This window comes from Collinsella aerofaciens, assembly GCF_028206795.1.
Lineage (GTDB): Bacteria > Actinomycetota > Coriobacteriia > Coriobacteriales > Coriobacteriaceae > Collinsella > Collinsella aerofaciens_AX.
In genome coordinates this window covers 152,332-176,105 of sequence record NZ_JAQLFJ010000002.1, presented here as the reverse complement: position 1 = coordinate 176,105, position 23,774 = coordinate 152,332, and the positions used below count along the sequence as shown (strand labels likewise).

The window sequence follows — 23,774 nt, the reverse complement described above, 5'->3', positions numbered from 1 at the left end:
AGCCGTGGCAGAAGCCAGCATCGACCAGCTGCGAATCTCTATCGAGACCAAGGCGGACAACGCCCGCAGCGCCGTCAGAGGCCTAGCCGATGACGTAAAAGAACTCAAGACGGGCACTCGCGGCGTCGGCACGTCGCTGTCCAAGGTCGCGGACGGCATCGGGAAGCTGTCGTCCGCCCGCGTGGACAGCAAGAACATCGCCGCAGTGGCGGACGCCGTCCGACAGCTGCAGGGAATCAAGATTTCGTCCACCGTGGCGAAGAACGTCTCCGCTATCGCGTCGGCCGCGTCCCAGATGAACAGCTCCGCCCAGGTGCGCGAGACGGTCAACTCCGTCCGCTCGCTGAGCGGACTCAAGCTGTCCTCGAGCATCGCCAACCAAATCAGGAAAATCGCCGCTTCGGTCGCGGAGATGAACCAGGTCAGCTTCGACGCGACCAAGTTCCACAGCCTGTACACCTCGCTCGCGGAGCTGAGCGCCCTGCCGAGGTCCAACCTGGGCACCACCGTCAACGCGCTCAAGAAGCTGCCCGAGCTTGCCGCGACGCTCGACAAGATGGACATGACGTCCTTCCGCGCCGCCTGCGATGCTATCAACGACTCTCTGGGCAAGCTCCCTGAGAAGTTCGCGAGCGTCGCGTCCGGTTTCAGGACGATAAAGAGCGCGTCCAAGAGCTTCGGCGCCAGCGCGGCCAGCGGCACCAAGCAGGCCGAGTCCGCGCTCGACAGCTTCATATCCAAGATGCGCACCTCGGCATCGGTCATCCGCGCCGTGGCGACTGTGGCGTCGACCTTCTACAAGGTCGCGCAGGGCATCGCCTACTGCGTCGACCAGTCCAACCGCTACATCGAGAATATCAACCTCGCCGACACCTCGCTCGGCCAGTACGCCGCCACAGCGCACGAGTACGCTGACGCGGTGCAGGCCGCGCTCGGCATCAACTCGGGCGAGTTCCTGAAAAACCAGGGCACCTTCATGACCATGGCGCAGGGCATGGGCGTCGCGGCCAACAACGCGTACACCATGTCCAAGGGACTCACGCAGCTGTCCTACGACCTCGCGTCGTTCTTCAACATCAGCAACGACGAGGCGTTCGAGAAGGTCCGCTCCGGCCTCGCCGGAGAGATTGAGCCGCTTCGAGCGCTGGGCTACGACCTGACCACCGCGCGCCTCCAGCAGGAGGCCTACAACATGGGCCTCAACGAGCAGGTGTCGAACATGACGCAGGCCGAGAAGGCCATGCTCCGCTACAAGGCGATAATGTCGCAGGTCAGCTGGGCGCACGGCGACCTCGCCAAGACCATCTCGTCTCCCGCCAACCAAATCCGAGTCCTCAAGAGCCAGATGCAGACCGCCGCTCAGGCGATCGGCAACGTGTTCCTGCCGATGCTGCAGGCCATCATCCCGGTGGCCGTCGCTGTCGTCAAGGCAGTTGCCACGCTCGCAAACTTGCTCGCCAAGGTGACCGGCGGCACCGCCATCGCCAACATGGGCTTCGGCGACGGCGGCGCATACGAGGGCACCGCCGCAGCAGCGGATGACGCCGCAGACGCCATCGGCAACGCCGGTAACGCCGCAGGAGGCGCTGGCAACAAGGCCGGAAAGGCCGCGAAGCAGGTCGAGGAACTGAAGCGCCAGCTCATGGGCTTCGACGAAATCAACAAGTTCAACGAGACCTCCAGCGGCTCCGGCACTGGCGGCTCCGGTTCCGGCGGCGGTGGCGGCGCAGGCGGTGGCGGCGGCGCCCCGAACATCTCCGACATCAAGCTCGATGACTACGACTGGGCGCTCGGCGACGGCCTGACCGACAAGCTGTACGACGAGATTATGGACATGCTGAACCGCATCGGCAAGGCGTTCCAGCCGCTCGTCGATGACTTTAAGGTTCTGGGCAAGGCAATCCAGCACCAGTTCGACGGACTCGACATCGTCGGCGCCGTCAAGAACGAGATCGCTGGCGTGGCGAACCTTATCAGCAACACGGTTCGACAGATTGTCGAAATCATCGGGCCGCTCATCGTCGCGCTCAACTTCCCCGAGACCATCGCCCTGTCGTTCGACCTCACGGCGCAGATGTGCCTGACGCTCTCCGCTGCAATCAACGGCGTCGGCACCATGATTAAGGGCTTCACCGACACGGCGATTATCCAGCTGGTCGCATGGATTGGCGATAAGCTGCGCGGTGCCATCTACCTGTGCATCGACGTGTTGCAGAGCTGGCAGGACTGGTTCACGCGCAACGTGGACGCCTTGGGCAAGCTCGGTCAGGCCGCTGGCATCGGCGCAACTCTTGTGCTGCAGCTCGCGGAGTCCGTAGCGAACGTTGCGTTCACCACCGCTGCCGTCGCTTTCCAGGCAATCAATGCCGTCCTTCAGGTTATGCTTGAGCTGCTTGTCAACAGCGAGCCAGCTCGCGTCGCAGCGACGATGCTCGGTGCAGCCCTCACCGCCCTCGCAGTCACCAACGGCATCGCCAAGGGGCTGCAGGGAATCGGCACGGCTTTCAGCGCTATGGCGAATATTGTCTCCGGCAAGTCCGCTGAGTCGTCCGATAAGGTGAAGCTTCTCTCGACCGACCTCAAGTCGAACCTCAAAACCGGAGTCGAGAGCGCCAAGGAGGGCCTTGGCAAGCTCGCGTCTGCTCTCGGAATCTCGAAGGACAAGACCGATCTCGCTGCAAAGGCGACCGAGCGCGCCAAGACTGTTACGGCAGACGCCGCAGATGCGCTCGCCAACGAGCGAACCAAGCTGAACGAGGCCCGTTCCGCTCTCGGCGAGAATGCGACATACGCCGAGAAACTTGGCGTCAAGACTCAAGCCATGCGAGTCAAGACTGCCGAGAGCAACCTTGCCTTGGAGCAGTCCAGGGACAAGCTGAACTCCGCTAAGCTGGCCGCTATGGACTACGCGGCTAGTCAGGACAAGACCGTCGCGGGCGCTGGCAAGATGGCCGCCGCCGAACTCAAGGCTGGCGCCGAGGTTGCCGCAAACACGGCCAAGCTAGGCGCGAGCACCGTCGCAACTGGAGCGATGACTGTCGCTGAGACCGCCATGACTGTTGCAAAGACTGCTGGAGCCGCCGCGCAGAGCCTGCTGAACGCCGCCATCTCCGCGTTCCCCGGAATGGTGTTCATGGCTGCGCTGAGCGGCATCCTGACATTGCTCCAGCCCATCATCGACGGCATCGGAAACGCGGTCCTCGGTTTCCTCGGCCTGAGCGATGCCACGGGAGAGGCGACGGACTCCACTAAGCAGGCCAACGAGGTCCTGTCCGAGGAGGAGCAGCAGGTCAAGAACAACGTCGAGTCCATCAAGCAGTACGAGCAGTCTCACGACAACCTGAAAGACGCTCTGGCTATGGCGGGCTTCTCCGAGCAGGAGTTCGCGCAGCACCTCGCGGAAACTGGGCAGTCGTTCGATAACGTCGCGCAGCAGATTGACAGCTTTTCGCAGAAGACCATCAACAGCTTCGACGCGATCGAGACCGGTTCGAGCATGTCGCTTGAGACGGTCAACAACAACCTCGCCAACAACCTCGCCGTACAGCAGCAGTGGTCCGACAACCTGATTCAGCTGTGCACCATCACGGGCTGGGACATGAACAGCTCCATGGTTCAGGCGCTTCGCGACGCCGGACCCGAGAAGATGGCGACGGCGCTGCAGGAGGTCGTCAACAACCCGACCAGCGCGCAGTCGCAGCAGTTCATCCAGCAACTTCAGGACGCAGCGAACTCCGGTACCGATTCGTTTGCCAACGCACTCGGCGCCGGTTCAACCAAGTCGAACGAGGCTGGCAAGAAGAACGCCAAGGGCGCCACGGACGGCGTTAAATCCGAGAAGGAGAACACCAAGTCCGAGGCCAAGAAAACGTCCGAGGAGACTGCCAAGGAGTTCGGTTCCGCCAAGAAGCAGGCCAAGACCAGCGGCGAGACGATGGTGAACAACTTCGCCAACGGCATCAACAGCGGTGCCGCAAACGTCAAGTCGAAGGCCGAGGGCGTGCGCGACAAGGCCGTCACGGGCTTCAACGGCGGCACCGGATACACCAAGGCGAAGTCCGCTGGCAAGAACATGTCTGGCGGCTACGGCGACGGCATCAGCGCAGGTGCCGAGTCTGCGGCGAGCGCGGCACGCAGCGTGAGCAGCAAGGTCGTTTCCGCTTTCCGCTCCAGCACGGGAACGGCCCACAGCGCCGGAACCGCCGTCATGAACAGCTACAGGAGCGGCCTGTCGAACGCCGCCAGCGGAGCGGTGTCTGCGGCGTCCAGCGCGTCCAACAGGGCCGCGAACGCTTTCCGCAACGGCAGCGGTGCGGCCAGCAACTCGGGCAGGGCGCTCGGCAACAGCTTCAAGAATGGACTCCGTGGCGTGAACGTAAGCTCCGCCGCGCATTCCGTCGCGGCATCCGGCGAGAGCGGACTGCGCGACTATCGCGGCTGGTACGAGAACGCCGGACGATATGTCGGCTACGGATTCGACGACGGCCTGTGGAGCACCCGCTGGACAATCTACAACACCGCAGAGGTCATTGCGACCAACGCTGCTAACAGGATGCGCCGTGCGCTGCGAATCCACTCTCCGTCCCGAGTCACGATGGAAATCGGCGGCTACTTCGGCGAGGGCTTCGCAATCGGTATCTCCGACAGCGCCAAGACGGTGTCCGACGCCGTCGCGGACATGACCGCCCAGTCGCTCGACGCCACGAAGGAGGCCGCGAAGTTCGGCGAGAACGTCGGCAAGGCCTACGTCAACGCGATCGGCGACGGCTTCGACGGCTCCAAGGTCGCATCCATGCTGCAGGACTCCGAGAACCTTGCACGCTCCACCTCGGCGTCCACGTTCGACGGCTCGTCCAGCCGCTACACCTCGCACGAGGGTTTTCCGACCTCATTCGAGACTGAGACTGCGGTAAGCGCCATGACCAAGGCCATGGTGCAGTCCGCGATGACCACCGGGCAGCTCGGCGGCCAGCAGGCAAACGGCGGCGGAGACACCACCATCGTCCTGCGGGTCGGCAACGAGGACCTTGCCCGCGCGGTCGTCAAGGGTAACGAAAGCCTCGCGCGTCGAGGCGTGGTGAGTTTGGAGTAGCCACTTGGCAATCCTGAGCATCGGGGCGAGCGCGAGCAGCGTGCGCCCCGTCTCGCCCGACCCGTCCTCGCTCGAATGGGGCCTGCAGGACGTGTCAGGCTCCGATGCGGGACGAGTCATGGACTCGACCGCGACCATGTACAAGCAGCGCCTCTGCCAGAAGCGCAAGCTCAAGTGCACCTGGGCGCAGCCCACAGCAGCCCAGGTTGCGGCAATCCTGCAGGCCGTCAACCCGGAGTACATCTACGTCCGCTACTGGGACGCGATGGATGGATGCATGGAGACGCGCTGCTTCTACGTCGGCGACCGCTCCGCGCCGCTCCAGTACGTCTGGGTCAGCGGAACCCGATACAAGACCCTCAGCTTCGATTTGATCGAGAGGTAGCCCATGCTCAGCATCAGCAGCGAGTACGAGCTGTCCCTTAACGAGAACTCTAACCAGCTTATCAAGGCGAAAATCACCTTCGCCGACAATACCGTGCGCCAGCTGACTGGCGATGACATCGTTGCCTGCGATTTCGACCAGCAGGTTTCATCCGACAGCTCGTTCGACATCGGCACGGCGATTATCGGCCAGATGACCATCACGCTCAACAACCACGACGGCAGGTTCGACACCTGCGACTTCACCAAGGCGCAGTTTATCGTCTGGGTCGGCAAGCAGCTGTCAAAGGGCACCGAGTGGATTCAGCGCGGCGTCTACACCGCCAACCAGCCGGACTCCTACAACGGAACCATTGCCATCTCCGCGCTCGACAACATGTCCAAGTTCGAGAAGCCGTTCAGGACGTTTCTCGCGTCCGTCGGCGCCCTGCAGGGGGCGAACGCATCCGTCCGCACGCTCCTGACCGACATGTGCAGGCACTGCGGAGTCACTTGGGCCGATGGCGGGGACAAGGCGTTCGACACAAAGTTCGAGTACGGCTACGTCGACAGCAACGCCACGTGCAGGCAGGCTCTGGCGTACGCATGTCAGGCGCTCTGCGTAAATGCCTCCATCACCAACGACGGCAGGCTCAGGACGGTCTGGTACGACTCCGCTCCGTTCGAGGCGGAGTCCGACTTGGACGGCGGCCAGTTCGACTCTGCCAAGCCCTACGCAACGGGAGCGTCCAAGGACGGCGGCAACTTCACCGACTACTCAAGCGGCGCGTCCGCAGACGGCGGCACGTTCTTCACCAACAGGAACGTCCACAGGCTCTATGCCTTTAGCAACATCACGGTCAACACGGATGACGTCGTAATCACCGGGGTACGCGTGACCGAGCGCAGCGTCACGGTCGGAAGCAAGACGACCAACGGCGGCACCTACACGGTCGGAACCGAGGGCTACGTGCTCGACGTGAGCAACAACCCTCTGATCATCCCGGGCACTGGCAAGTCCGTCGCAGACCGCATCGGTGCCAAGGTTATCGGTCTTAGGTTCAGGCCGTTCAGCGGCAAGCACATTTGCGTCCCGAGCCTGGAGGCGGGGGACTGCGCCTACGTCATCGACCGCAAGCAGAATGTCTACAAGACCTACGTGACTCGCGTGAAGTACTCCGTGAACGGCGGCATGACCGTCTCGTGCGGCGCCAAGAGCGCGAGCAGGAATAGCGCGGACAACGCGGGAGCGAGCACGTCCGCAGTGGTCAGGGCGCGCAACGAGCTGCATCAGGAACTCGGCATCAGGGACGAGACGATCAAGAACTTGGGGGAGTCTCTTGCCAACGCGAGCGGACTCTACCACACCGAGGCGAAGCAGCCCGACGGCTCCACCGTGTACTACCTGCACGACAAGCCAACTACCGGGCAGTCGAAGATTATCTACAAGGTGACCGCGAGCGGAATCGGCATCTCCACCGATGCCGGAAAGACCTACGCCACGGGACTCAGCGCTGACGGCAACGCGGTGCTGAACCGCATCTACGCGATCGGCATCAACGCGGACTACCTGACTACTGGCCGAATCAGCTCGAAGAATGGAAACAGCTTCATCGACCTGGACACCGAAGAGGCCAACCTTAAGCTTGGGAATAAATCGACCGTCGGCGGCAAGGTCATCGCCACCACGGATGTGGCCGCGTCAAAGACCGTGACGAAGTACGCCACGTCGACCAGCAGCACCACGGCCCCGACGAGCGGCTGGCAGGACTCCTGCCCTCCGCGCAAGGCTGGCAGCTACATCTGGTTCAAAATCATCACCGTCATGCAGAGCGGCGCGCAGATTGAGTCCATGCCGTCATGCATCAGCGGAGCAGACGGCAAGGACGGAGCGGCTGGCTCCCGAGGCCCTGCTGGCCCGGCTGGAGTCAACGGCACCAACGGCACCAACGGCAAAGACGGTCGCGGTATCAAGTCGTCCGTCCCAGAGTACTACCTGAGCACCACCCCGAGCGCCGTCACTGGCGGCTCATGGTCGACATCTGTCCCTGCTTGGTCCAGCGGGAAGTACTACTGGCAGCGACTTCACATCACGTGGAGCGACGGCGGCACATCGTATACCGACCCCGTGTTCAACTCGGCTCTGACCTCGGCGAACCAAAACGCCAAGACTGCGGTTGACACGGTCAACGGACTAGACCAGAAAAAGGTTTTCAACCTGCTGACCGACAACGGCAAGATTAAGGGACTGTTCACGCAGGACGGCCAGCTGTTCGTCAACGCAGACTACATCGGCAGCGGCTCAATCGACGCAAAGCGGGTCGCTATCAGGAACCTGCTTAGCATCGGAGACGATACCAACTCCGTGAGCGTGTCATCTTCCGGCATCTCCTTCATGTCGGGTGGCGTAAAGGACGCACTGACCATCAAGCCAAAGAGCTACAAGATGGTCACGGTCTCAAAGAGCGGCTACAACGGCAGTCCGATTTGGGAGGCCACTGGAGTCGCATCAGACCCGAAGACATATGGATTCGATTGCACCGAGAAGGCTCAGGCATTCACTTATGCTGGAAAGACGCGAGTGTCAATCGGCGTCAGGGTCGATTTCTACGCCAACGGGTACAGGCACATTCTCGGTGGCAGGTACGACCCTCTTGAGTATGAGATCGACACGAGCAAGGACACGCAATCCTTTACGGTTCAGTCGCAGCCGTTCATCGTCGCATTCACGCTAAAGAAGAGCAGCGAAGCGGGGAGTAACGGACTTCCGTGCTACACCATATCGGTCAGTCTCGTTCTTATCGCAAACGGAGTTCATGTCTGCATCAACGGCATCGACGTTTTCTACTCGTCTCCCGGTTACGGCGGCGAGATTTCCCAGAAGAGCACGGGTGCGTTCCTGAACAGGGAGAACTTCGTCAAAGAAGTCACTGACAGCTTTCCGCTCACGTGTCAGGTGCGCATCCCAGTCGCGATGAACAACATCATCAGGGACTACGTCCTGACCTTCGAGAAGGGGCTGCTCGTCGGATGGGACTACTACACACCAGCGGACTCGCAGTATAAGGGGTATTAAATGGCAATCCAGATGCGCCGTGGCGCATATGTGAACTTCAACCCGGCAAAGCTGATGCCCGGAGAGTGGGCTGTCGTCGTGTCCGGCGACTCCGGGGCCAAGGACGGCAAGGCCGCGTACATCTGCTTTGCGGCTGGCGACGTGAAGCGCGTGGCGACCTACGAGGACATGGTGGACAACGTCCACGACGCGGTAGACCAGAACAACGGCGCGATTATCAAGGAAATCACCGACGCGGCGAATAAGGCATCTCAGCAGGCGTCCGGCGCGGCATCACGTGCCGACGCTGCGGCAAACCAGGCCATCCAAATTGCAAACTCGGTCGCGCTGGGCAGCGCTGGCAGCTCCGACATGGCCGCGCTCAAGCAGCAGAACGCCCAGCTGTTCCAGCGGCTCGCCAATCTCAGCGACGAGTTTATATATTCGGACGGTACGGTCTACTGCCCGTCGTCCAAGGCAAAGGCATCAGGTGACACCATCACGTTCGCCTCGTCGTGCACGGCATCCGGCGCCACACTGACACTCGCATAGAAAGGAATACATATGGCACAGGCAAAGGTCCTGTCGGTTGGTGGAGTCCCGTACGAGATGGTCGACCCGACCTCGCGTAACAACTCGCAGATGGCGCTCAACAACGCCGAGTACAACCGACAGTGTCTGATCGGCAAGTACGGCGGGCAGAGCATCGCAACGCTTCTCGCTGGTGAGATCGGCGGCGGCACGGTCTACGACGCGCTGCACAAGCGTATCGCCGCCAACAACTTCGCAGGCCTGCGCGTGGGCGACTACCTCGACGTTCCTCTCGTCTCCGCTTCCGGCGTGGCGGGCCAACAGTCCGTGCGATTCATCATCGCGCACATCGACCCCTACCTGTGGTGCGACGACCGCGGCAAGGGGCACCACATCGCGTTCGTGGCCTCCGCGCCCATCGCGGTCAGCTCGTCCTACGACGGGGTCGCCAACTCCTCGTACATCCCGTGGAACAAGACGAATACCAACCAGGGCACGGCAGACATCAAGAACCCGTACCTGTGCTCGCAGCTCAAGGGCTGGGAGACGGCCTTCGAGGCGTGCCTGCCAGAGGGCCTGACCAAGTACATCCTCACGCAGCGCGTCCTGCTCGAGGAGCGCTACAGCGCCTCCGGTGCGCTCACCAACTCCAACAACTGGAGCTGGCAGGACATCGGCAAGGTCTGGTCGCTCTCCGAGATGGAGGTCTACGGCTGCCCGGTCTGGGGCACGCCCGGCTACTCCGTCGGCTTCGACTGCCAGTTCGACCTCTTCAAGGACACCGCGCACCGACTCAACGGTAGCCGCTGCGGCTGGTGGCTCCGTTCCGTCGGTGGTGGCTCGTCTGCGGGCGTCTGCTTCGTCTCCGGCCGCGGCGCCGCCGCCTGGGACGGTGCCGCGGGCGGCTGGGTTCGCCCGCGCGTGGGCTTCCTCCTAGGGTAGCGAAGCGGACCGTACAGGACACCAATCAGGCGCACGCCTCGCGCGTGCGCCTTTTCATGTCACGAGAGAGGAGCATCACCTTGAGCGGAGTACCCGAGAGACTTAGAAACCTGAGCGAGCGCGAGTTCTACAACACGGCCATCGAGCTGCGCGTGGAGGTGCTGGGCATCATCACGTCGAGCGCCATCCCGAAATCGCAGCGCTTCACGTTCGCCGTCCCGATGGCCGAAACGGCCCGCAGTGTCGTCTACAACATCGTCAAGTCCGAGGCGTTCTACCCGAACACCGCCGAGAACGTCGCGGCACGCAAGCGCTACCTCACGCTGGCCGTCGCCGACTGCGAGCAGCTGTACCAGGACGCGCAGGCATACCTTGAGGTATACCGCCGAAAGGGAGACATGCAGCACGCCGGGGCATTCGAGCGCATGGCGGGACTCGTCGACTCCGAGATAAAGCTGCTCAAAGGCGCACGCAAGGGCGTTAAGCTGATCGGTGCGTGTTAGAATGGAAGTACGTCGTCCCTTGTTAACCGCTACAACTGGTGGCTCCGTTCCGTCAGTGGTGGCTCGTCTGCGAACGTCTGCTACGTCTCCAGCAACGGCACCGCCGCCTGCGGCGGTGCCGCGGACGACTGGATTCGCCCGCGCGTGGGATTGCTCATACTTGCCAGACAGCATCGCCGATGCGCGAGGCTCCGAGCACATGAGGAAGGAAGGGCCGACGTTCGGGCATGCGCCCGTAAAGACGCATCCCGCTGGGAGGGCAGTCCGCTCCTTGCATGGCCGCGAGCTTCGGCGCTCGACGCGGTTCCATTGCTCCTCCCTAAGCGGCTTGGGAACGCCGACGCCCATGGGCGGAGGCCGTGCGGGATGCCATCATGAATAGCGACGAGCGCCGAAAGGCAAGGAGAGCCAGGCGCGATGCGAAGAGGGCCGCGAACAAGGCAAAACGCTGTGCGGCCCTCACCATTTCCGATGCCGCCGACCTCGACAACATCCACGAGGCTGCACGCGACGCCGCAAAGGGCGTCCGCTGGAAGGCCAGCGTCCAGCGCTACATGGTTCACTCCCTGCGCAACTCGCTCTACGCGCGCCGGGACCTTCTGTCTGGCAACGACATCCGCAAGGGCTTCGTACGGTTCCACGTCATCGAGCGCGGGAAGGACAGGGCGATAGCCGCTCCGCGGTTCTCCGAACGCGTGATACAGAAGGCCGTCACGAGGGCTGTCGTGGCCCCGGCGGTATGGCCGACGCTCACGCCTGGATGCGCGGCCAACATGCGCGGCAGGGGCACGGACTACGCCCTCATGCGCCTTAAGGGACAGCTCGCCGAGCATTACCGCAGGCACGGTGCGGATGGCTACGCCCTGCTCATGGACTTCTCCGACTACTTCGGGACAATCGACCACGGAACGGCGCTCGACCTCGTGAGGCGGACGCTCACAGACCCAGCCGCCATCGAGTTCATGCGTCTGCAGATAGAGGCGAACGGCAGGATCGGGCTTGGCCTCGGCAGCGAGCCGAACCAAGCGCTGGCTGTCGCCATACCGTCCCCGCTCGACTACCTCGGCGAACGTTGGTGCGGAATCGAGGCGTCTGGCCGATACATGGACGACTCCTACTTCATAGCGCTCGACAAGGATACCCTCTGGCGGTTCCTCGACGCCGCCCGCGCCCTGTGCTCGTCTCTCGGCATCACCATCAACGAGAGGAAGACCAAGGTAGTGAAGCTCACGCGCGGGTTCACGTTCCTCAAGAAGCGATTCCGCTTCACCGAGTCAGGCAGGATCGTCGTGACGCCGATACCAAAATCCCTCGCACGTGAGCGCAAGAAGTTGCGCGTACATTCACGTATGGTCGCCGATGGGAGTATGACGCTTGAGCAGGCGTACGTCTCCTACATGTCGTTCCGTGGGTCTCTCGAACGGAAACGAGGCGACGACAGGCCGAGGTTCCGCATGAACGTGCACCGGGTCGTGCGCGACTTCGACCGACTGTTCGTCGAGCTGGTAGTCGGTGCAAGCCAATCTCACGCCACCGATACGGTGCCTGTACATCAACTAGCAGAAAGGAGTCCGAATGGACACTAATGAGGAGCGTCCCGACATGGTTGACGATGCCACGCAAGCAGAGGTGAACGCACTGCGAAACCTGCTCTCGCAGCTGGGCGACCCCGACGCGGCTCATGAGGCGGGTGTCATCGACGACGACTCGTACATCGAGCAGAAGGCCAAGAAGATGGCCTATACGGCGGCGCTCGCCGCCTACGAAAGCGGTGCGGTGCCTGACGTGCAGTCGCTGCTCGGCCAGATGCGCAAACAGGCGTCACAGCCGACGCAGACAGAGCAGAACACGGCGAACATCGACTACCTGCTCATGACGGTCGGAGGTGACCAGTAATGCCGACTAAGAAAGCTGACGAGCACTCCAAGCACTTCGCACTCGTCAAGAAGTACTACGACCGATCTCTTTGGACCAAAGCGCGAGTACACAAGGCCGTAGAGTGCAAGTGGATTACCGCCGACGAGTACAAGGAGATTATCGGCGAGGAGTACACGGCCGAATAGGCTCGGTTGCGGCTTCTGAAAACAGCATCAATCTTTTAGAAATCCCAGACGTCTCACGTGGAACACCCGCGTGCCTCGTCTGGGATTTTTGGCACGCGCGATTTCCCTCGGCACAGCATTCTCAAGGTGACAGTGACCGATAGGCGTGCTATCGAGCGCCGGAAATACCTATGGGGATTGAGCTTTGACACAGGCATTCAACATCGACGAGGCCGCATCACTCGCAAGCGCCGTAATCGTGATACTCACCTTTTTCATCGGACGTATGCAGGGGAGCAAGTCGCGCTCCGCAAAGGAGCAGCACACCGACGACAAGCTCGACTCGCTTATCGAGTCGATGCGCGAGGTCACGTCCGGCATCAAGGAAATCAACCGCAAGCTCGACGACCACGGCATCGCGATCGCAAAGCACACCGAGCAGATTGCGACGCTTTTCAGCCGCATAGACAGGCTTGAGCGCAACTGCGACATGCACAGGGGAGTAGGCGGCTCAGATTAGAAAGGAAAAGACCATGCGCATCAACTGGAAACTTCGACTCAAGAACAAGGCGACGCTGGCGGCTCTCGCCACCACTGTACTCGCTTTCGTCTACCAGGTCTGCGGCATTTTCGGCATCGTGCCGCCCGTGACTCAGGACTCGCTGGCGCAGCTGGTGTGCATCGTCCTGAACATCCTGGCCGCGCTCGGCGTGGTGACCGACCCGACCACAAGCGGCGTATCCGACTCGGCCCGCGCCCTCGGATACGACGAACCCTACTCGACCAAGGAGGTCAAATGACGGATTCCAAAGACGATATAGGTAGGCGCAGGGTAAGGCTCCGCAGCGCCATTGCCGTCGCCCTCGCCCTTGTGGCGGCCCTCGCCGCCCCGTGCGGAGCGGAGGCCTACCAGAGCGTCAACAAGTACGTATCTAATGGCCACGGCTACCTCAATGCGTCGTATCTCGTAATCCACGAGACGGCAAACCCCGGCGCGTCTGCTTACAACCATACGCTGTTGTGGTCGCGTGATGACACCTACGCCGTGCATCACGTCATGGAGTTGGACGGCTCCACGGTCTACAACACTGTGCCAGAGAATCGCTTGTGCTGGCATGTCGGCAATGGAAACTACGCCACTGTCGGTATCGAGCTGGCCCACGCAACCAATGCCAGCGACTTCGCCAAGCAGTGGAACGAGGCGGTCAAGTGGGCTGGCGACGAACTCCGCTCTCGCAGCTGGGATACATCCCGACTTCTGAGCCACTACGAGGCGGCTCAGCGCTGGGGCGGTTCCGATCACACCGACCCGAACGGCTATTTCCGCCAGTACGGAAAGACGTGGTATGAGTTCAAGCAGGCCGTGGCAGCTTACCTCGGTAGCGGCTACGTGGCTCCCATCGCGCCGACTGATGGCAACGGCGGCACGTATCAGCCCTCCGCTTCTGCAACCCGTACCAAGTTCCCCAAGTCCACTGGCAAGAGCGTAAACATCCACTATGCGCTCCATAACCGTTACGGCGCGTGGAACGATGCCGTAACCAACTTCAATGACAGCAACTCCGAGGGATTTGCTGGCATGCCCTACGGCTCCCATGACATGCTCATTGCTTGGGTCGACAGCGGCACCCTTCGCTATCGCGTCCGCACCAAGGAGAGCGGATGGTTGGATTGGGTCCAGACTGCCAACTACGGCGACAGCGTGAACGGCATGGCGGGCATCTGGGGCCAGACCATCGACGGAGTCCAGATGTACTACATCACGCCCAACGGTGACTACAAGCAGGTCTACTACCGTGCTCAGGACGTTGCACACGCAAACTGGCACGACGAGGTCTGCGATGACGGCACGACCTACGGCGGCGATGACTACGCCGGCATGTACGGATACGCGCTCGATCGTCTCCAGTGCTACGTGTCTGACGGTACCCGCCGATGATCGGTCTGGCAGTAGCCTTTATCCTCGGCAGCACCGTCGGGAGCCTGATTTTTTTCTTGGCTCTGTGCATCGTCGGTGCTTTCCGCGATAGCGATTAAACGTCCCGGCCAGCCGTCTGGTTTTATTGTCATAGGCGTGCCAACAACGCCCGTCCGCAAATCTGCGCGGACGGGCGTTGCTTTTGGTCCCAATCTGGTCCCAACGGCGCTTCTTGGGCGGTCTTAAACGGCTTATGAAATGAATAATGCCTGTTGTGCGTTCCCAGTTTCCTTGCAAAACCATATAGTCTAGAATCAGTCAAGTTAACCTTAGGGTCGGTCGGCTTAGCTTTGTTCGCTACAAGTTCCGCGCGCAAAGAAGAGCACTTAATGTGCTCTTCGTCTTGCGCAGGACTGTCCGCAGTAGCGAACAAAGCTAAGCCGACCGACCCCAGCTAAGATTAAAGGAGCTGATATGTGCGATTGCACAGATCATAAGGACGAGATCCCTGCCTACGACGCGCAGGCCATTGAGTCCCGGTGGATGAAGGCCTGGGAGGACTCCAACCTCTTTGCCGTCGACACCGACGACAGCAAGCCCAAGAAGTACGTGCTCGAGATGTTCCCGTATCCGTCGGGAGACCTTCACATGGGCCACGCGCGCAACTATACCATCGGCGACGCCATGGCCCGTCAGGCCCGCATGCGCGGCTACGACGTGCTGCACCCCATCGGCTTTGATGCCTTTGGCCTGCCCGCCGAGAACGCCGCCATCAAGCACAACACGCAGGCTGCCGCCTGGACGTATAAGAACATGGATCAGGCGCTTTCCACGATGAAGCGCATGGGCTTCTCCTACGATCTGGATCGCATGGTCAAGACCTGCAGCCCCGACTACTATCGCTGGGGTCAGTGGATCTTTGAGAAGCTGTGGGAAAAGGGCCTGGTCTACCGCAAGAAGAACCCGGTCAACTGGTGCCCTAACTGCAAGACCGTTCTGGCCAACGAGCAGGTCACCGAGGGTAAGTGCTGGCGCTGCGGCACCGAGCCCGAGAAGCGCGACCTGGAGCAGTGGTACTTCAAGATTACCGAGTACTCCCAGGAGCTGCTCGACGATCTGGAGAAGCTCCCCGGCTGGCCCGAGCGCGTCAAGCAGATGCAGGCCAACTGGATCGGCCGTTCCGAGGGCGCCGAGGTCGACTTTACCCTGTGCGACAAGGATGGCGAGCCCATCGAGGGTGACGAGGGTAAGATCACCGTCTTCACCACGCGAGCCGACACGCTCTTCGGTGTCTCCTTCTTTGTCCTGGCTCCCGAGTACGCGCGCCTGCACGAGCTCGTCGAGGGCACGGAGTACGAGGAGGCCGTCACCAAGATCGTCGAGGACTCCAAGCATATCTCTGCCGTCGAGCGTGCCCAGGGCACCCTCGAGAAGCACGGTGCCTTTACCGGCCGCTACGTGGTAAATCCCGTCAACGGCGAGAAGGTCCCCGTGTGGGTTGCCGACTATGTCGTTGCCGACTACGGCACCGGCGCCGTCATGGCCGTTCCCTGCGGTGACCAGCGCGACTTTGAGTTCGCCCGCAAGTATGACCTTCCTATTGTTCCGATCATCCTGGACGATGACGATCGCGCTGCCGTCGAGGCCAGCGGCGAGACCATCGATACCTTCCATGCCGAGAACGTCGACTGGGATTGCGCCCACGCTGCCGAGGGCACGCTCGTCCAGTCCGGCAAGTACACCGGCATGCGCGGCGGCAAGCACTCCGAGGGCGAGGCTGCCATCGTGGCCGACCTCGAGGCCATGGGCTGCGGTCGTCGCAAGGTCGAGTTCCGCCTGCGCGACTGGCTCATCAGCCGTCAGCGTTATTGGGGCAACCCCATCCCGGCCATTCACTGCGAGCACTGCGGCATCGTGCCCGTACCCGAGGACCAGCTGCCGGTGACGCTGCCCGAGAACCTGGACCTGGGTGCCGGCGAGACCCTCGCCGAGTGCAAGGAGTTCTACGAGACCACCTGCCCGGTCTGCGGTCGCCCGGCCAAGCGTGAGACCGATACCATGGACACCTTCACCTGCTCCAGCTGGTATTACCTGCGCTATACCGACCCGCACAACACCGAGCTGCCCTTCTCCCGCGAGGCGGCAGACCGTTGGATGCCCGTCGATAACTACATCGGCGGCATCGAGCACGCCATTTTGCACCTGCTCTACAGCCGCTTCTTTACAAAGGCACTGCGCGACCTGGGTTTGCTGAGCGTTGATGAGCCCTTCACCAACTTGCTGTGCCAGGGCATGGTCAAGGACGAGAATGGCGACACCATGTCCAAGTCCAAGGGCAACGTCGTGCCCCCGAGCTCGGTCATCGAGCCCTACGGCGCCGACACCATGCGTCTGGCGATCCTGTTTATCGCCCCGCCCGAGAAGGACTTCGACTGGGATCCCAAGGCCGTCGAGGGCGCTAACCGCTTTATTAAGCGCGCCTGGCGTATCGTGTGGCAGCTCGTCCAGTCCGGCGACGCCAACGTGGCCTTTGACAAGTCCGCGCTCGACGAGGTCGCGATGAAGCTCTATCGCGAGCGCCATCGCACCATTGCCAAGTGCACCGAGGACTTTGACCGCGGCCAGTTCAACACCGCGATCTCGGCCGTCATGGAGCTCGTCAACGCGGCGAGCGCCTACCTCAACGCCACCGAGGGTGCTGACCGCGATAAGGCTCTGTGCTACGGCGTGGCCAAGGACATCGTGAGTGTCCTTGCCCCCATCTGCCCGTTCTGGGCCGACGAGCTGTGGCACGAGGCACTCGGCTGCGAGGGCAACGCCTACACCGCCGCCTGGCCCGAGTTCGACTTGGCCGAGTCCATCGAGGACACGGTGCAGATCGTCGTGCAGGTGCTCGGTAAGGTCCGTGGCCGCATCGACGTTGCCCGCGATGCCTCCAATGAGGATATGCAGGCTGCCGCCGAGGCCGCCGTCGCCAAGTGGCTCGAGGGCAAGACGGTCGTCAAGGCCATCTGCGTGCCTGGCAAGCTGGTTAACCTGGTGGTCAAGTAAGCTCTGCGTGCATAGCTGACATGTAAAAGCGAGGGACGATTTCGCAGGGAGTCGCCCCTCTTTTTGGTTATGGATACTTGCGACAACACCCAATTATCCATTTCTTGTGGAGAACCTGTGCTCACGCTGACCTGCGGGTTTGTGTTGTGGTTGCACGTTTGCGCAGGTATTGGTATAGTTTGCTTGCAAATGAAGTTGTAATTGAAAGAAGTGGGGTTTCGGCCCCGCTTCTTTTTTGTATGGATGGAGGTGCCGCAATGGTCAAGACCAAGACCGAGCAGGCGATCATCGACGCGCTCGAGGCCGTCGCTCCCCAGCACGATGTCGACATCGTCGACGTCGAGCTCGTGGGTGCCACTAAGGCCCCCTGCGTGCGCGTGCGTATCGAGGGTGCCGAGGGTCAGAGCCTGTCGCTCAACGACGTCACGGCCAACACCAAGTGGGTCGGCGATGTGATTGAGGAGCTCGACCCCATCTCCTCGAGCTATACGCTCGAGGTGTCGAGCCCGGGGATGGCGCGCCCGCTGCGCCGCCCGAGTGACTTTGCCCGCTTTGTGGGCGAGAACTGCGAGCTCACCTCCACCGCCACCGAGGGCCGTCGCAAGTACGCCGGCAAGATTGCCGCCGCCACCGAGGCGAACGTGACCCTCGAGCTCGAGGACGGCGAGTCCGTCACCCTCGATTTCTCTGATGTTAAAAAGTGCAAGTTGAAGCCCACCTACGACTTCAAGCCCGCGAAGGAAGGAAAGTAAGATGGCAGCATCCGACATGATGTCCGCCCTGATGGAACTTTGCCAGGAGAAGCACATCGACCAGCTCTACCTGATCGACCGCCTGGAGCAGTCGCTCGCCAAGAGCTATGCCGAGATCCTGCATCTTGAGTGGGGCGCCAAGGTGACCATCGACCGCACCACCGGCAAGATTTATGTCTACCGCCTGGAGCCGATCGACGATTCCATGGACGAGGAGGGCAACTTCACCGAGTTCGAGGAGATCGACGTCACCCCCAAGAACACGAGCCGCATCGCCGCCCAGCACGCCAAGGCCGAGATCAACGCCATCGTGCGCAACTCCGCCCGCGAGCAGATCTACGAGGAGTTCTCCGGCCGCATCGGTGATCTCATCAGCGGTACCGTTCTGCAGTCCACGCCCGACTTCACGATCGTCAAGATCCGCGAGGGCGTCGAGGCCGAGCTGCCGCACTTCGATCAGCGTCGTTACGAGAACGAGCGCAACGAGCGTCCGATGGGCGAGCGCTACCTGCACAACCAGCACATCAAGGCCGTGATCATCGACGTTCGCGACCCTAACTCCAACCTGCAGCCGGTTCGTGGCGAGCACAGCCGTCCGCCGATTGTTATCTCCCGTACCCACCCCGAGCTCATGCGTCGTCTGTTTGAGCAGGAGGTGCCCGAGATCTATGAGGGCACCGTCCAGATCAAGTCGATCGCCCGCGAGCCCGGCCAGCGCTCCAAGGTCGCCGTCCACTCGCTTGACGATCGTCTGGATCCCGTGGGCGCCTGCGTCGGTCCAAAGGGCAGCCGTGTTCGCGCTGTCGTGGGCGAGCTCCGTGGCGAGCGCGTCGACGTCATCCTGTGGGATGCCGATCCTGCCGTCTACGTCGCCAACGCCCTGTCGCCCGCTAAGGTCACCCGCGTCCTCATCGACGAGGAGAAGGCCTACGCCGGCGTCATCGTGCCCGACGACCAGCTGTCCCTCGCCATCGGCAGGGAGGGCCAGAACGCCCGCCTCGCCGCGCGCCTGACCGGCTGGCACATCGACATCAAGTCCGAGACGCTTGCCGCCGACATCCTCAAGAACGTTCCCGTTCACGAGGAGCCCGCCGCCGACCTGATCGGTGACGAGGAGGACGAGGACGTCCGCCGCTGCGAGTACGTGTCCGAGGACGGCATCCAGTGCCGCAACCAGGCTCGTCCCGGCTCCCGTTTCTGCGGTGTCCACGACACCGACGCCTTCGATGATGCGGAGGACCTGATCTAGCGCGCGGTCGCGCCGGGCGGGTCCCGGCGCGTCTCCCACGCTCGTTCAGTCTCTAGGCACCCAAGGTGCCAGAAAGGGTAGGTGAAGTCATATGGCAAAAGTCCGTGTGTCCACCCTGGCCAAAGAGTTCGGCATGACCTCCAAGGAACTGATGGGTCATCTCGCCGATATGAAGATTCCCGCTAAGTCCGCTTCCTCCACCTTGGAGGACGCCTATGTCGCCATGGTTCGTAAGCAGCTCGCCTCGGTGATCGAGGCCCGCGCCCAGGAAGTCGAGGCCGCCAAGCAGGCCGAGGAGCAGGCGGCTGCCGCCGAGGAGGCCGCACGCGCCGCCGAGGCCGAGCGCGAGCGCATCGCCGCCGAGAAGGCCCGCGAGGAGGAGCGCCGCCAGTTTGCTGCAGCCCAGGCTGCCGAGGAGGCTGCCCGCGCCGAGGCCGAGGCCAAGAAGAAGGCCGAGCAGGAGCGCCTTGCCCGCGAGAAGGAGGAGGCTGCCCGCGAGGCCCAGCGCCGCGCCGTTCCCGCTTCCGACTCCGGTTCGCGCTTCCGTTCGCTGCTCGACCAGATCGCCGCACAGGAGACCGTGCTCAAGGAGAAGAAGGACGCCGAGGACAAGGCCAAGGCCGAGCGCGCCGCCGAGCGCGGTAACCGTCGTGGCGGCAACAACGACCGCCGCGGTGGCCGTCGTAACGATCGCAACGCCTCCGACAACAACTCCGAGCGCAACGCTTCCGAGAGCCGTCCGCACAGCCATCGCACTAACGCCAGCAACAACGTCGCTGCCGGCATGGATTTCCCCAACCCCGATAAGCAGGGCAAGGGCAAGAAGCGCAAGGGCGGTCACAACAACGAAGAGGACCACTACAGCCGCATGGCTCGCGAGGCCGAGGAGTACAGCCGCGAGAAGGTGCTCGAGGAGGCTCGTGCCGCCGTCGAGGAGGCCTCTCGCGAGTCCACCGGTCGCCGCAAGAAGCGCAAGGAGAAGCGCGAGCGTGAGGCTGCCAAGGCTCAGGAGGAGCGCAAGATAGAGGAGGCGCTGGCCCAGGGCGTGAACCCTGAGGACCTCGACGCCATCAAGGTCTCCCAGGGCGTTACCGTCCAGGAGCTTGCCGAGGCGCTCGACGTTCCGGCCAACGACATCATCAAGCGCCTGTTCCTGCTGGGTACGCCGCTCACCATGACGCAGTCCATGTCCGACGACCTCGTCGAGCTGGTTGCCGACGACCTGGGCCGTCAGATCAAGATCATCACCCCCGAGGAGGAGAACACCTTCTCGTTCTACGACGATCCCGCCGACCTTAAGCCGCGCGCCCCGGTCGTCACCGTCATGGGTCACGTCGACCACGGCAAGACGTCGCTGCTCGACGCCATCCGTCACACCGGCGTCGCTGCCGGCGAGGCGGGCGGCATTACGCAGGCTATCGGCGCTTCGCAGGTCATGATCAACGACCGCAAGATCACCTTCATCGATACCCCCGGTCACGCGACCTTTACGGCCATGCGTGCTCGCGGCGCCAAGGTGACCGACATCGTCATTCTGATCGTGGCTGCCGACGACGGCGTCATGCCTCAGACCATCGAGTCGATCAACCACGCCAAGGCCGCCGGCGTACCCATCGTCGTCGCCGTCAACAAGATCGATAAGCCGGGCGCCAACCCCGACCGCGTGCGCCAGGAGCTCACCGAGTACGGCATCATCCCCGAGGAGTGGGGCGGACAGAACATGTTCGTCAACATTTCGGCCAAGCAGAAGATCGGTATCGACGACCTGCTCGAGACCGTGCTGCTCCAGGCCGACGTGCTCGAGCTCAAGGCCAACCCCGACACCTTTGCCTCCGGTAACGTCCTCGAGGCCAAGCTCGACAAGGGCCGCGGTTCGGTTGCCACGGTGCTCGTGACCCGCGGTACCCTGCACGTGGGCGATACGCTGGTCGCCGGCCTTACCTACGGCCGCGTCCGCGCCATGCTCGACCCCAAGGGCAACGCCGTCACCGAGGCCGGTCCCTCCGACGCCGTCGAGATCCTGGGCCTGCAGTCCGTGCCCAACGCCGGCGACGAGTTCCGTGTTTTCGAGGACGAGCGCGAGGCTCGCGCCCTGGCTGATGAGCGTTCGCTCAAGGCCCGTATCGAGGAGCAGAGCCGCGTGAAGCACGTCACGCTCGAGAACCTCTTCGAGACCATCGCCGACGCCGAGGTCAAGGAGCTCAACCTGATCATCAAGGCCGACGTCCAGGGTTCTATCGAGGCCCTTCAGGACTCGCTCGACAAGATGGATCAGTCCGAGGTGCGCATCAACACGATCCACTCCGCGGTCGGTGCCATCAACGAGACCGACGTCGTCCTGGCAGACGCCTCCAATGCCATCATCATCGGCTTTGGCGTGCGTCCCGACGGCAAGGCCCGCTCAGCTGCCGAGCGCGAGGGCGTCGAGATCCGTTGCTACGACGTTATCTACAAGTGCCTCGAGGAGCTCGACGCTGCCCGTATCGGCATGCTCAAGCCTACCGAGGTCGAGGTCTCCACGGGTACCGCGACCGTCCTGGACACCTTCAAGGTGCCCAAAGTCGGCATCGCCGCCGGTGTCCGCGTCGAAGAGGGCGAGATCGCCGCGACCGATTCCGTGCGCCTGGTGCGCGACGGCATCGTGGTCTTCAACGGCAAGATCGCCTCGATGCGCCACTACAAGGATGAGGCCAAGAGCCTTAAGAGCGGTTCCGAGGGCGGCATTGGCCTGGAGAACTTCCAGGACATCAAGCCCGGCGATCAGATCGAGGGTTACCGCATCGACCAGGTTGCCCGTACCGAGTAGGGGGTAGCGCTATGAAGCAAACGCAGGCAACCCGCCGACTGGGCGAGCAGCTTCGCGAGAAGCTCGGTTATATCCTGCTCTTTGAGGTTTCCGATCCGCGCCTCGACCTGGTCACCCTGACTGCGGTCGAGGTCGCGGTGGACCGTTCGTTCGCGCGCGTGTACGTGTCGTGCGATGCGAGCCGCTACGACGAGGTCATGGAGGCGCTCGCCAGCGCCAAGGGCCGCATTCGCAGCCTGCTGGCCCGCTCGCTCGATTGGCGTGTCACGCCCGAGCTCGATTTTCGCATCGATCGCTCGACCGATGAGGCCGAGCGCATCACGCGTGCGCTGGAAAACGTTCCGGCCACGCTGGCGATCGAAAAGGACGAGGACGGCTACCCCATAGCGGATGCCGCCCAGGAGGCAGCTTTAGATGACTAATTCCGCTGATCTCGCCGCTGGCGAGTCTGCAGATATTACGCGACGCATCCTCGAGCTCATCGAGGGTGCGTCCTCCATTGCGATTTCGGGACATACGTCTCCCGATGGTGACGCCCTGGGCTCCGTGCTGGGCCTTGGCTTATCGCTTATGAAGTTTTTCCCCAACAAGGACATTGCGCTGCTGCTGGCAGACGATGACCCGGTGCCGCGCATCTACCGCTTTATGGAGGGCGCCGATCGCTTGGTGCCCGCATCTGCGTACACCGGCAATCCGGACCTGTTTATCTCGGTGGATGTGCCGGTCGTCGAGCGCCTCAACAACTCGGCCGAGGTACTTCGCCGCTCCAAGCATGTGGTGTGCTTCGACCACCATCCGGCGCGCGAGGAGTTTACCGAGCTGAGCCTGAGGCGTGTCGATGCCGCGGCCTGCGCCATGATCATCGACCGTTTCTTGGATAATTGCGGCATCGTCGCCCGTGATGGCGTTGCGACTTGCTTGCTGTGCGGCTTGGTGACCGACACCGGTCGTTTTCAGTACCAGAACGCCGATGCTGCCGCGTTCCACGCTGCTTCGCGCCTGGTAGCACATGGTGCCGATCCGGCTCGTGTTGCTCTCGAGGTCTATCAGAGCATGCGCGTCGAGTTTTTGCACCTCAAGTCCATTGTCATGGGCCGTATTAAGACGGTCGCGCACGGGCGCGTGGCGTATAGCTATGCCTTCCAGAGCGACCTTGAGGCCTGCGGCGTCACCTCGGATGAATGTGACGGTCTGGTCGATGTGGTACGTTCGGTGATGGGCGTCGAGGTCTGTCTTTTCTTAAAGGGCATTGACGGCGATACCAAGGTGCGCGGCAACCTGCGCTCCAAGGGTGACCTCGATGTGTCCGAGATCGCTGCCAACTTTGGCGGTGGCGGGCATCATGCCGCCGCCGGTTTTACCAACAACGGAACGATTCGCGAGACGCTCGCCGTGGCACTTCCCATGCTGGCCGAGCTGGTGGGGGAGGATCCCGCTTCGGTGACCGTCGAGCTCTAACTTATTGGATGG

General features: G+C 62.4%; 18 protein-coding genes and 1 pseudogene. All 19 read left to right on the top strand.

Annotated features, from left to right (window positions below; translation table 11 throughout):
• Positions 1–4 precede the first annotated feature (4 nt).
• The 19 genes and pseudogenes from PMX70_RS01880 to PMX70_RS01795 all read left to right on the top strand — a co-directional run bounded on the left by PMX70_RS01880 (position 5) and on the right by PMX70_RS01795 (position 23,762).
• On the top strand, positions 5–5,092 hold the full coding sequence (locus PMX70_RS01880) for a phage tail family protein (RefSeq protein WP_271742662.1): 5,088 nt from the start codon (positions 5–7) through the stop codon (positions 5,090–5,092).
• A 4-nt stretch (positions 5,093–5,096) separates the two neighbouring features.
• Complete coding sequence (locus tag PMX70_RS01875) at positions 5,097–5,477, top strand: DUF6711 family protein (protein WP_271742661.1); 381 nt, start codon at positions 5,097–5,099, stop codon at positions 5,475–5,477.
• A 3-nt stretch (positions 5,478–5,480) separates the two neighbouring features.
• Positions 5,481–8,531, top strand: a complete 3,051-nt coding sequence (locus tag PMX70_RS01870; protein WP_271742660.1) for a collagen-like triple helix repeat-containing protein — start codon at positions 5,481–5,483, stop codon at positions 8,529–8,531.
• The gene (locus PMX70_RS01865; protein WP_271742659.1) at positions 8,532–9,062 is read left to right on the top strand and encodes a hypothetical protein; all 531 of its coding nucleotides are present in this window, start codon (positions 8,532–8,534) and stop codon (positions 9,060–9,062) included.
• Between the two features lie 12 nt (positions 9,063–9,074).
• Positions 9,075–9,983, top strand: coding sequence for a DUF6273 domain-containing protein (locus PMX70_RS01860; protein ID WP_271742658.1), 909 nt, complete (start codon positions 9,075–9,077; stop codon positions 9,981–9,983).
• 80 nt (positions 9,984–10,063) lie between these two features.
• Positions 10,064–10,486, top strand: coding sequence for a hypothetical protein (locus PMX70_RS01855; protein WP_271742657.1), 423 nt, complete (start codon positions 10,064–10,066; stop codon positions 10,484–10,486).
• 36 nt (positions 10,487–10,522) lie between these two features.
• Positions 10,523–10,864 (top strand): annotated as a pseudogene (locus tag PMX70_RS10120) (hypothetical protein); the annotation flags it as partial.
• Positions 10,861–12,072, top strand: a complete 1,212-nt coding sequence (locus PMX70_RS01850) for an RNA-directed DNA polymerase (RefSeq protein ID WP_271742656.1) — start codon at positions 10,861–10,863, stop codon at positions 12,070–12,072. The pseudogene PMX70_RS10120 and the gene PMX70_RS01850, both read left to right, overlap by 4 nt.
• On the top strand, positions 12,062–12,382 hold the full coding sequence (locus PMX70_RS01845; protein WP_271742654.1) for a hypothetical protein: 321 nt from the start codon (positions 12,062–12,064) through the stop codon (positions 12,380–12,382). The genes PMX70_RS01850 and PMX70_RS01845 overlap by 11 nt, the downstream gene beginning before the upstream one ends.
• Positions 12,382–12,549, top strand: a complete 168-nt coding sequence (locus tag PMX70_RS01840; protein WP_271742653.1) for an XkdX family protein — start codon at positions 12,382–12,384, stop codon at positions 12,547–12,549. Before PMX70_RS01845 ends, PMX70_RS01840 begins: the two co-directional genes overlap by 1 nt.
• A 184-nt stretch (positions 12,550–12,733) precedes the next feature.
• On the top strand, positions 12,734–13,048 hold the full coding sequence (locus PMX70_RS01835) for a hypothetical protein (protein ID WP_271742652.1): 315 nt from the start codon (positions 12,734–12,736) through the stop codon (positions 13,046–13,048).
• A 13-nt stretch (positions 13,049–13,061) separates the two neighbouring features.
• Positions 13,062–13,328 carry a phage holin gene (locus PMX70_RS01830; protein ID WP_271742651.1) on the top strand — a complete coding sequence of 89 codons (267 nt, stop codon included), beginning with the start codon at positions 13,062–13,064 and terminating at the stop codon, positions 13,326–13,328.
• Positions 13,325–14,467, top strand: a complete 1,143-nt coding sequence (locus tag PMX70_RS01825) for a peptidoglycan recognition protein family protein (protein WP_271742650.1) — start codon at positions 13,325–13,327, stop codon at positions 14,465–14,467. The genes PMX70_RS01830 and PMX70_RS01825 overlap by 4 nt, the downstream gene beginning before the upstream one ends.
• Before the next feature lie 453 nt (positions 14,468–14,920).
• Positions 14,921–17,497: a leucine--tRNA ligase gene (gene leuS, locus PMX70_RS01820; RefSeq protein ID WP_271742649.1), complete on the top strand. Its 2,577-nt coding sequence runs from the start codon at positions 14,921–14,923 to the stop codon at positions 17,495–17,497.
• Positions 17,498–17,754: 257 nt separating this feature from the next.
• On the top strand, positions 17,755–18,249 hold the full coding sequence (locus PMX70_RS01815) for a ribosome maturation factor RimP (protein WP_271742647.1): 495 nt from the start codon (positions 17,755–17,757) through the stop codon (positions 18,247–18,249).
• A gap of 1 nt (position 18,250) precedes the next feature.
• Entirely contained in the window at positions 18,251–19,498 is a 1,248-nt protein-coding gene (nusA, locus tag PMX70_RS01810) for a transcription termination factor NusA (RefSeq protein ID WP_271742646.1), read from the top strand.
• 91 nt (positions 19,499–19,589) lie between these two features.
• On the top strand, positions 19,590–22,304 hold the full coding sequence (gene infB / locus PMX70_RS01805; protein ID WP_196025343.1) for a translation initiation factor IF-2: 2,715 nt from the start codon (positions 19,590–19,592) through the stop codon (positions 22,302–22,304).
• Between the two features lie 11 nt (positions 22,305–22,315).
• On the top strand, positions 22,316–22,726 hold the full coding sequence (rbfA, locus tag PMX70_RS01800; RefSeq protein ID WP_006234038.1) for a 30S ribosome-binding factor RbfA: 411 nt from the start codon (positions 22,316–22,318) through the stop codon (positions 22,724–22,726).
• Positions 22,719–23,762, top strand: coding sequence for a DHH family phosphoesterase (locus PMX70_RS01795; protein WP_196031841.1), 1,044 nt, complete (start codon positions 22,719–22,721; stop codon positions 23,760–23,762). The genes rbfA and PMX70_RS01795 overlap by 8 nt, the downstream gene beginning before the upstream one ends.
• The last annotated feature ends 12 nt before the right edge of the window (positions 23,763–23,774 follow it).

Bases quoted from the DNA above. Each gene is read 5' to 3' on its own strand.
- PMX70_RS01815 (WP_271742647.1), top strand. From the start codon at position 17,755: ATGGTCAAGACCAAGACCGAGCAGGCGATCATCGACGCGCTCGAGGCC.
- PMX70_RS01860 (WP_271742658.1), top strand. From the start codon at position 9,075: ATGGCACAGGCAAAGGTCCTGTCGGTTGGTGGAGTCCCGTACGAGATG.
- PMX70_RS01870 (WP_271742660.1), top strand. From the start codon at position 5,481: ATGCTCAGCATCAGCAGCGAGTACGAGCTGTCCCTTAACGAGAACTCT.
- PMX70_RS01795 (WP_196031841.1), top strand. From the start codon at position 22,719: ATGACTAATTCCGCTGATCTCGCCGCTGGCGAGTCTGCAGATATTACG.
- infB (WP_196025343.1), top strand. From the start codon at position 19,590: ATGGCAAAAGTCCGTGTGTCCACCCTGGCCAAAGAGTTCGGCATGACC.
- rbfA (WP_006234038.1), top strand. From the start codon at position 22,316: ATGAAGCAAACGCAGGCAACCCGCCGACTGGGCGAGCAGCTTCGCGAG.
- PMX70_RS01845 (WP_271742654.1), top strand. From the start codon at position 12,062: ATGGACACTAATGAGGAGCGTCCCGACATGGTTGACGATGCCACGCAA.
- nusA (WP_271742646.1), top strand. From the start codon at position 18,251: ATGGCAGCATCCGACATGATGTCCGCCCTGATGGAACTTTGCCAGGAG.
- PMX70_RS01825 (WP_271742650.1), top strand. From the start codon at position 13,325: ATGACGGATTCCAAAGACGATATAGGTAGGCGCAGGGTAAGGCTCCGC.
- PMX70_RS01840 (WP_271742653.1), top strand. From the start codon at position 12,382: ATGCCGACTAAGAAAGCTGACGAGCACTCCAAGCACTTCGCACTCGTC.
- leuS (WP_271742649.1), top strand. From the start codon at position 14,921: ATGTGCGATTGCACAGATCATAAGGACGAGATCCCTGCCTACGACGCG.
- PMX70_RS01865 (WP_271742659.1), top strand. From the start codon at position 8,532: ATGGCAATCCAGATGCGCCGTGGCGCATATGTGAACTTCAACCCGGCA.
- PMX70_RS01850 (WP_271742656.1), top strand. From the start codon at position 10,861: ATGAATAGCGACGAGCGCCGAAAGGCAAGGAGAGCCAGGCGCGATGCG.
- PMX70_RS01830 (WP_271742651.1), top strand. From the start codon at position 13,062: ATGCGCATCAACTGGAAACTTCGACTCAAGAACAAGGCGACGCTGGCG.